Annotated in this window: 5 protein-coding genes and 1 pseudogene; 2 read left to right on the top strand and 4 right to left on the bottom strand. The window is 24.7% G+C overall.

The window, feature by feature from the left end; translation table 11 throughout:
• The 4 genes and pseudogenes from ACTHW2_RS10310 to ACTHW2_RS10295 all read right to left on the bottom strand — a co-directional run.
• Window positions 1-214, bottom strand: a 214-nt coding sequence (locus ACTHW2_RS10310; protein ID WP_442263835.1) for a hypothetical protein, incomplete at its 3' end; no start/stop codon positions are given.
• A gap of 89 nt (window positions 215-303) precedes the next feature.
• The gene (locus ACTHW2_RS10305) at window positions 304-1140 is read right to left on the bottom strand and encodes a DUF2599 domain-containing protein (RefSeq protein WP_442263834.1); all 837 of its coding nucleotides are present in this window, start codon (window positions 1138-1140) and stop codon (window positions 304-306) included.
• Window positions 1141-1440: 300 nt separating this feature from the next.
• Window positions 1441-1608, bottom strand: a pseudogene (locus ACTHW2_RS10300) (integrase core domain-containing protein); the annotation flags it as partial.
• A 37-nt stretch (window positions 1609-1645) separates the two neighbouring features.
• On the bottom strand, window positions 1646-1816 hold the full coding sequence (locus tag ACTHW2_RS10295; RefSeq protein WP_442263833.1) for a hypothetical protein: 171 nt from the start codon (window positions 1814-1816) through the stop codon (window positions 1646-1648).
• A 132-nt stretch (window positions 1817-1948) separates the two neighbouring features.
• Here ACTHW2_RS10295 and ACTHW2_RS10290 point away from each other — a divergent pair, with 132 nt between their 5' ends.
• Both ACTHW2_RS10290 and ACTHW2_RS10285 read left to right on the top strand, forming a co-directional pair.
• On the top strand, window positions 1949-2674 hold the full coding sequence (locus ACTHW2_RS10290) for a LytR/AlgR family response regulator transcription factor (RefSeq protein WP_442263832.1): 726 nt from the start codon (window positions 1949-1951) through the stop codon (window positions 2672-2674).
• A 2-nt stretch (window positions 2675-2676) separates the two neighbouring features.
• Window positions 2677-3975 (top strand): sensor histidine kinase (locus ACTHW2_RS10285; protein ID WP_442263831.1); only part of this gene is annotated, 1299 nt, incomplete at its 3' end.

Genomic DNA, 3975 nt, shown 5'->3' with positions numbered 1-3975 from the left:
TTTTTGCAATACAATTAAACTTTCCATTATTCTTAAGTAATTTAAAAAAGACTATCCATAAAAAAATTTGTATTAAATTGAAATATCTGACTACATCATATTTATAAAAATTGTAATCTCTGGCATAGCCATTGGATATTGAAAATAATCCCCATGATGATATAGCCAATACAAATAGTGAAATATATAAAATATTTTTAAATTTTTTTTTCATAAATTAGATCTCCTCTGTTTTATTTAGAATATTCCAGTATTTTAATACTGGAATATTCTAGTAAATATCATTTAATTAAAAAACATTTATTATGGATTACATCCTTTCGCTACTGTTACTAAATAAGATGAATTAGGTCTCCAGGGTTCTAAATTCCAAGGTTTTTTCCAAGGAGCGTAACTATTATGACATCTAAATTGTTTAAACATACCTGCTTCATTTTTCCACCTCGAGTCACTTCTAAATTTAGTTTTTACTGAGTCCCATGCTTGTTCTAGTGTTGAATCTAAATGAAAGGTATTTCTTACATATAAGGAAAGACTGATTTCTCCCGAACGATTAATCCAGTATCCACTAGAAAACCAATCATAAAATCCTTTCTGCTTGGAAGATAGTATTTCAACCTCTATTGTAACAGGATAATTTATATTATCATCAGAATTTGGAATTATATTTTGTGCAATTCTATTATTACGAATTTCTGTATTGACTTTCAAGTTATTTCCAGAAGCATCTGTTGCTGATAATTTATTAACAAAAGCAATATAATCATCAGAATCACCCTTTATTATAAATGATCCATCACTTTCATCTGCATTACTATTAGGTTCCCAGATTTCACCATTGTTCTCCATTTCAACTTCATATAACAAACTTCTAGAATTAGAAGATTCTATTATTTGTTGAATTTTTACTCCTTTAGTTTTATTAATATTAAATACTTTTGATTCATTTACTTCCTCATTAACAAGCTCACCATCTATAACTTTAATTGAAAATTCATCAAGTTCAGTCTTCTCTAGTTTGGTATCATTCTTAATCATATCTAGTTCAGTATTACTATAGGCTAAAGCGTTTGAATTAACCAATAAGATGACCAAAACTAAACTAAGTAGTATCTTTTTTGTAAATGTTTTAATTTTCATAACAATGTACCTTCCTTTCATTTTAATATGGGGAAAAATATCTAATAGCATCCTGCCTTTATTTTTGAAGTATCACTAGTACTGTATACCTCAAAATCATTATATTCTTTCAATATCACTCCTTTCATATCCACTATAAATTGAATCTGTTCAATTAACTGATGTGATTAATAAAACTATACATAACATTATACAAACACTGGATTGTCACCCTATCTTTTAGACAAAATCCTAGTCAATATAAAATTTGTTTAGCATCTATGATGCTTTATCTAGTTTTATTGAATTTAATTTTCTATATTAAATTGGTGTTTTATAATTCAAAGATCCATGAATTCTTTGATTGTTATACCAATCAATATACACCGCTAACCCTAATTGTAATTCTTCTAGCATTTAAAGTTGTATTTGATATATAAATTCTATTTTATATATTTTCTCAGTAGATTTACTAACAGCATTATTGTAAGCACCCAACTGCATAACTAATAATTTCTTTATTCTATTAGACTATTACACATAAATAAATTATGACTGATCTAGCTTGGCCTACAATAATCCCACTTAGAAGTACAACCATAGCCGTTAAAATACTAGTTCCTAGTATTTTTAGTCCATAAAGTATAACTTCTATATCATCTTCATTTTTAAATACTTGCAAAGCATAGTTTTTCATAAACTTACTTATCATTTTAATTTTTATCACCTTCTGTTATAATAACTGTATCAGAAATAACTATATTTTTGTTAAAATTTGGACTAAGAGGTCATTCTTTGGACTGAGCGGTTCTTTTAGGGGGATAAGCTTATGTTTAGGATAGGAATTTGTGAAGATAATAAAAATTTTGTATTAGAATTAAAGGAAATTATTTATAACAAATTCATACAATATAATTTAAAATGTGAAGTACAATGCTTTTATTTAGGAGAAGATTTGCTTGATAGTATGTTAAATACCGAGGAAAAGTACGATATTATATTTTTTGATATAGAGCTGCCTAAGTTAAATGGGATAGAAGTTGCAAGAAAGATAAGAGATTTAGATAAAGATATTGTATTTATATTTATTACATATTTAAATGAAAAGGTTTATGAAGCTTTAGATTTACATATCTTTCATTTTATTAGAAAAGACCATTTTTATGAAGAAATAGATCCTATTCTTGAATCCTTAATTAAGAGATTAGATTATTTAACTGTAATCCATCTTTTCCCTATAAATAATGAAGAAGTTTATTTTAAACTATACGATATTTTATATTTTGAAGTGTTGGATAGACAGTTAATATTACATACCAAAGATGATAAATATATTACAAATTATCGTTCTTTAAAAGATATACCCTTTGATCTAGTAGAAAATCAATTTCACCAGGTTTATAGGGGGATTGTAGTAAACCTAAATCATGTCAAGGATTTTATAGATGATAAGCTTATTCTATCTAATGATATAGTTATTTATATAGCAAGAAGAAGACGAAATTCTTTCAAAGAAAAATTTTATGAACTTATAGCATCAAAAAGAGAGGGATAAATATGTATAGATTTAACCTTATAATAAGCTTTATACTCTCGATTATAGATGGTATAATCTTTGTAAATTTATTAGCAGTGTTTAGAGAGAATAGAGATAATTATAAGACTAAAAACATTATTGCAATTACTATTATATCTATTGCAGCATTTGTCTTAACCTTAATAGGAATTGTTCCTTATATAAAAGTTATTATTATTTCTCTAATACTATTTCTAATAACATTTTTATATAAAATAGATTTCTATAAGAAAATTTTATTAGTTGCACTATATTATTTTATAATAGTTGTATCAGAATTATTAGTTACTATAGCAATTTCAAATATATTGAATATAAACTTAGAAAATATCGAACCAATTTATGAATATTCTTTTTTGTTTTTTGGAGTAATGAGTAAGGTTTTAACCATTATAGTTGCTTCAGTAGTTAGAAGGATATTTATGAAGAAAAGAATTATACTTCCAAATTTTTTAAATTATGTATTTATATCTATATTATTATTTTCTATTATCTCAATGATTTTATTATTTTATGCTTCTATAAGTTTACAAACTAAAAATATACAGTTTATTTTATTTTTAATTTCTTTATTTATATTATTTATATCTATAGGAGTCTTAAACTTATATTTTTCTGCTAATGATTTTTATATTGAATTACAAAAAGAAACTACAAGGTCAATTTACGATAAAACTTATAAAAAGTTTATTGTAAACTCTAAAAAAAGAGAAGAAGCATTATCTAAAATATGGCATGACATGAAAAACCATATTAAAGTTTTAGAAGAAATGACTAGTGAAAAGGAGAATAAAAGTATAGAATATCTTAACAGTCTTAAAAATAAGATTGATGATATTCCAAATAAAATAAACTCTGGTAATAGTTTAATAGATGCTATTTTAAATGATAAATATTTAGAAGCAGCTTCACATGATATCCATTTTACTATAAAGGCAGCAGCTCCACCAAAATTAAATATTGATGATTTGGATCTAAGTTCTATTTTATTTAATAGCATAGACAATTCCATAGAAGCTTGTTTAAACAATAGTAAAAAGGAGAATTTTATCTCTTTAAACTTATATCCAGATGGAAATTTCCTATACTATAAAATTAAAAACAGTTATAATAGTAGAGAAATAAACCCTGGTAAAAAAATGTTCTTAAATAAGAAAGATTATATTACCAAAGGATATGGCCTTAAGATTATAGAAGATATTGTAGGAAAATATGATGGTTATATAGATATAGATAAAGATAAGAGTCTATACAGCTTAACTGTGATTTTGCCTTTAAGT

Source organism: Tissierella sp. (assembly GCF_052089545.1).
Lineage (GTDB): Bacteria > Bacillota > Clostridia > Tissierellales > Tissierellaceae > Tissierella_A.
This window is presented reverse-complemented; position numbering and strand designations above follow the sequence as displayed.

Coding starts and splice junctions, on each gene's coding strand:
- ACTHW2_RS10305 (WP_442263834.1), bottom strand. CDS start 1,140: ATGAAAATTAAAACATTTACAAAAAAGATACTACTTAGTTTAGTTTTG.
- ACTHW2_RS10295 (WP_442263833.1), bottom strand. CDS start 1,816: ATGAAAAACTATGCTTTGCAAGTATTTAAAAATGAAGATGATATAGAA.
- ACTHW2_RS10290 (WP_442263832.1), top strand. CDS start 1,949: ATGTTTAGGATAGGAATTTGTGAAGATAATAAAAATTTTGTATTAGAA.